This window comes from Deltaproteobacteria bacterium (assembly GCA_020845895.1).
Classification (GTDB): Bacteria; Lernaellota; Lernaellaia; order JACKCT01; family JACKCT01; genus JADLEX01.
Genome location: JADLEX010000155.1, coordinates 1 through 4,876 on the forward strand (window position 1 = coordinate 1; position 4,876 = coordinate 4,876).

The 4,876-nt window shown below is 66.6% G+C and carries 6 protein-coding genes; all 6 read left to right on the forward strand.

The features are described from left to right. The coding region (locus IT350_20255) for an Hsp70 family protein (protein ID MCC6160396.1) at window positions 1–418 on the forward strand (418 nt) is incomplete at its 5' end. 77 nt (window positions 419–495) lie between these two features. Then, window positions 496–924 (forward strand): Hsp20/alpha crystallin family protein, encoded by a 429-nt coding sequence (locus IT350_20260; protein MCC6160397.1) that lies wholly within the window; start codon window positions 496–498, stop codon window positions 922–924. Window positions 925–1,012: 88 nt separating this feature from the next. Next, window positions 1,013–1,969, forward strand: a complete 957-nt coding sequence (locus IT350_20265) for a J domain-containing protein (GenBank protein ID MCC6160398.1) — start codon at window positions 1,013–1,015, stop codon at window positions 1,967–1,969. Between the two features lie 34 nt (window positions 1,970–2,003). Continuing rightward, window positions 2,004–2,615 carry a nucleotide exchange factor GrpE gene (gene grpE / locus IT350_20270; protein MCC6160399.1) on the forward strand — a complete coding sequence of 204 codons (612 nt, stop codon included), beginning with the start codon at window positions 2,004–2,006 and terminating at the stop codon, window positions 2,613–2,615. 235 nt (window positions 2,616–2,850) lie between these two features. Then, window positions 2,851–3,093: a DUF1844 domain-containing protein gene (locus IT350_20275; protein MCC6160400.1), complete on the forward strand. Its 243-nt coding sequence runs from the start codon at window positions 2,851–2,853 to the stop codon at window positions 3,091–3,093. Between the two features lie 46 nt (window positions 3,094–3,139). Beyond that, the gene (locus IT350_20280; GenBank protein ID MCC6160401.1) at window positions 3,140–4,603 is read left to right on the forward strand and encodes a DegQ family serine endoprotease; all 1,464 of its coding nucleotides are present in this window, start codon (window positions 3,140–3,142) and stop codon (window positions 4,601–4,603) included. Window positions 4,604–4,876: the final 273 nt, after the last annotated feature.

Below are 4,876 nucleotides of genomic sequence, written 5' to 3' on the forward strand. Positions count from 1 at the left end.
CCTGTCCGACGACGAAGTGAAAAAGATGGTGAACGACGCCGAGTCGCACGCCAGCGAGGACAAGGCGCGCCGCGAGGAGATCGAAACGCGCAATCAGGCCGACTCGCAGGCGTATTCGATGGAAAAGCTGTTGAACGAAAACAAGGACGCCGTGGACGAGGCCGACCGGCAGACCATCGAGCAGGCGATCAAGGACGTGCGCAAGGCGCTCGAAGGCGATAACATCGACGAAATCACGCGCCGCATGCAGGCGCTGGAGGCCGCGAGCCACAAGATGGCCGAGGCGATGTACAAGAAGGCATCGGCGCAAGGCGGCGCTGGACCGGCCGAGCCGGGCGGTCCAGCCGGCGGCGGCGCGCCCCCGCCTCCCCGTGGCGGCGACGACGTGATCGACGCCGAGGTGGTCGAAGAGAACTGAATGGTCGAAGAGAACCGAGTGGTGGACGGAAACCGGGGGATCGACGACACTGAGCCCGGGCGAAAACCGAGCGGGGAATGACCGACGCGGACGAACTCATCGGATTGTCGCGGGAACTGACGCGGCGTCTCCAGTCGAAAACGATGGAGACGCCCGGCGCGTCGCGCGACCGTTCGGCGGTGGCGGAGCCGGGCTCGCTGCCCTGCGACCTCGTTGAGACCGCGGACGCGTACCACATCACGATCGACGTGCCGGGCGTGGGCGTCGATGACGTGGCGGTAACGGTGCACGGCCAACGCGCGACGGTCCGCACTACGCGGCGCGCGTGGATCCCCGACGGGCTGACCCCGGTGCAGGTTGAACAGACCGCCGGGGGGATGTCGCGGACGATCGATCTGCCGTCTGCCGTCGAGGAAGGCGCGGTCCGCGCACAGATGGCCGCCGGGGTGCTGACGATTCGGATTCTCAAGGCGGGCAGTGCGCCGGGCGTCACCGGAGCCGGATAATCACCGCCGGGACGGGCGCGACGGATCCACACCCCGGCCCTGCTCGGCGGTGTGGATTTTTTGTCGGCGGACTCAGGAGCGAACACCCGTGGCGAAGCGCGACTATTACGACGTGCTGGGCGTGAAGCGCGACGCCGACGACAAGGCGATCAAGACCGCCTATCGCCGACTGGCCAAGCAGTACCACCCGGACTTCAACCCCGGTGACAAAGCCTCCGAGACGAGTTTCAAGGAAGTGAACGAAGCCTACGCGGTGCTCTCGAATGCCGAGGCGCGCGCCAAGTACGACCGGTTCGGTCACGCGGGCAACGGGCAACCCGGCTTCGACTTCTCCAACTTTGACTTCCGCAACATGGGCGGCTCGTTCTCGGGCTTCGGGCAGACTTACGAAGCGCACGGCTTCTCCGACATTTTGCAGGAGCTGTTCGGCGGGCGTTTCGACATGGGCGGCGGGCCGTCCGGCGGCTTCGGCGGGCACGGAGGCCGTTTCGGCGGCGGACGCCGCACCGCACGCGGGCAGGACGTCGAGGCCGAGATTCGGATTCCGTTCCTGGATGCCATTCGCGGCACGCAGATGACCGTGACGGTGCAACAGCCCGGCGGCCCGGACAACATCACGTTCAAGGTTCCCGCTGGAATCTCGGACGGAGGCAAGATCCGGCTGCGCGGCAAGGGCGGCGCGGCCCACGGCGGCGCTTCGGGCGACCTCATCCTGCGCGTGACGGTCGAACCGCACCACGACTTCGTGCGTGACGGCGACGACCTGCGTGTATCGGTGCCGGTCACGGTGGCCGAGGCGATTTGCGGCGCGAAGATCCCCGTTCCGACGCCCGACGGCACGAGCACCATCGCGAGCGCGCCGGGCACATCGTCGGGGCAGGTGCTGCGTCTCGCGGGCAAGGGCGTCGCGCGAAAGGGCCACGCGCCCGGCGACCTGTTCGTGACCATTCGGATCGTCGTGCCGAAGAACGTGGACGAAAAAAGCCGCGAGCTGATTCGCGAATTCGAGCGCAACAATCCCGTTCATCCGCGCGGCGCGCAGTGATGCCGCTTAAAACGAAATGAGGAATGGAATCGTCATGGAAATCCCGATCGACGACGGCGGCGAGGAGAATGGGGCGGCGGAGGCGGTTTCGGACGGCAATGGCGACGGATCGGCTCCGGCGGTCGAAACGCCGGTCGATCCGATCGAGCAGGCGAAAGCGCGCGAGCGAGAACTCGTGGACCAGTTGCAACGTCTCGCCGCGGAGTTCGACAACTACCGCAAGAAAAACGCGGGAGAGTACTCGCGCGGCGTGATCGAAGGGCAGGCGCGGGCGATCGAGGCGATTCTGCCGGTGCTGGACAGCTTCGCTCTCGCGGTGGCGTCCGCGGCGAACGCGACCGACGCGGGTGCGTTGCGCACGGGGATCGAGGCCGTGCAGCGGCAATTGCTCGGGCAACTCGGCGGGCTCGGGCTCGAGGAGATCCACGCCGCGCCCGGCGATGCGCTGGACCCGAACGTCCACGAGGTGCTTATGGCGCAGCCGGGGACGGGCATCGAACCCGGTCGCGTGACGGCCGAGTTCCAGGTGGGGTATCGGTTCAAGTCTCGGCTGCTGCGCGCGGCCAAGGTGTGCGTGGCGGCGGAACCATCCGCGCCGCAGGAACCGGCGATGGGAGAGAACGACAAAACGAACGGCGACGCCTGACCGATGTCGGCGTTGGGGACCAAACGACGGAACCAGCAGGGGGACGGCGATGTCTGAGGACGCCAAGGAGAGCGAGATCAAGGTCACGGACAAGCGAAGATATCGGGGAAGCGCCGAGGGACCGGTGGAGACGGAGGAGCCGGCCGCGAAGGTGGAGACGTCGGAGCAGAAGCCGACCGGGACCGGGGAAGATTCCGATGCGCACGAGCACGACCACGCCCATGCGTCGGAGCCGATGCCCGAGCTCAACTTCATGAGCCTCATCTTTTCGCTCGCCACGTCGGCCATGATGGCCATGGGTGATCTGGCGGACCCGGACGGCAAGAGCCACAAGGATCTGCCGATGGCGAAGCAGACGATCGACCTGATCGGGCTCCTGTCCGAGAAGACGAAGGGCAACCTGACGGTCGAGGAAGAGCAGTTCCTGTCCCACACGCTGCGTGATTTGCGCCTGCGTTTCGTGCAGGCGAGGGGTTAGCGGGTCCATGTCCACCCAACGGGCGAACGATGCGGAGATCGACTCGATGAAACACCGACGCGTCGCGACGATCGTCGCGCTGCTGCTGGTCGCGATGTCCACCGTCGTGTGCGTCGCCGACGAAAAGACGCTCACGAACGAGCCGGACAAACCCGACGTCGATCAGCAGGCGGCCGATTCGGCCACGCCCGTGCCGTCCACCGACGATCTCAACGCCGCGAGTCGCTCGTTCGTCGAACTGGCGAAGAAGGCCACGCCGGCGGTGGCCTATCTGGAAGTCGAAAAGCGCGTGCGCGCGGGCGGCATGACCAACATGCCGTTTCGCCAGGGCGATCCGTTCTTCGAGTTCTTCAAGCAGTGGGGCGTGCCCGAGCGCGATTTCGTGCAGCGCGGGCAGGGCTCGGGATTCATCATCAGCGAAGACGGCTACATCATCACCAACAACCATGTCGTGCGTGATGCCGAAAAGGTGAAGGTGAAGCTGGTGGATGAACGCGTCTTCACCGCGAAGATCATCGGCGCGGACCCGAAGACGGATCTGGCCGTCATCAAGATCGAGGACCCCAAAGCTCTGCCCGTCGTGCCGCTCGGCGATTCGGACAAGGTCGAGGTGGGCGAGTGGGTCGTGGCGATCGGCAATCCGTTCGGCCTGTCGCACACCGTCACCGCCGGCATCGTGTCGGCCAAGGGCCGTGTGATCGGCGCGGGGCCCTACGACGATTTCATCCAGACCGACGCGTCGATCAACCCCGGCAATTCCGGCGGCCCGCTGCTCAACACGCGCGGCGAGGTTATCGGCATCAACGCCATGATCAACGCGTCGGGGCAGGGCATCGGGTTCGCGATTCCCGTGAATCTCGCGAAAAAGATCGTCGCGCAGCTTCAGGCCAGCGGCACGGTCACACGCGGATGGCTCGGCGTCATGATCCAGCCGCTCTCGCCCGAAATCGCCAAGGCCGTGGGTCTCGACGATCCCAAGGGCGCGCTGGTCGGCGACGTCTTCGACGACTCGCCCGCGGCCAAGGCCGGCATCGAGCGCGGCGACGTGATCCGCAAGTTCAACGGCAAATCGGTAGACGACTCGCACGACCTGCCGCTGCTGGTCGCCGAGACCGAGGTGGACGCGAGCGTGCCCGTCGAGATCTGGCGCGACGGAAAATCGAAGAACGTGGACGTGACCGTGGCGCAGATGCCCGACGAGAATACGCCCGCCAAAACGCAGGACGAGCAGGAGCAACTCGGCCTGACGGTGACGGGCGTGACGCCGGACGTGGCGCGTGCGCTGCGGCTCAAGCCCGGCGAGGGTGCGTTCGTGGCGCGGGTCACCTCGGGAAGCGCCGCCGAGGACGCGGGCATCCGCGACGGCGACGTGATCCTGCAAATCAACCGCAAGCCGGTGTCCGGTCCGAAGGACGTGATCGACGCGCTCACGGGCATGGGGTCCGGCCAGACCGCGCTCCTGCTCATCAAGCGCGAGGGCGAGACGTTTTTCACGACGCTCGCGAAGTAGTCGCACAATCGGGAATTCCGAAGCGGCGCGGACCACGGGGTCCGCGCCCTCGTCTTGTGCGCCCAGCATGGGCATGACCTTGGAGGTGTAAGTCCTCTCGGAAGCAGGCCGTCGCAACCGAAGCGAAGCGCAACCGCGGAAGGGCAACCGACCGTGGGGAGGAAGCGTGGAGCGAAAGCGCGGGCCGACGTACAGAAACCGGATTCGAGGCGACGCCGAGCGGGGCGAGCGGGCAAGCGACCGCGAAGCTCCGATGGCCAAAGCCCAGGCGGC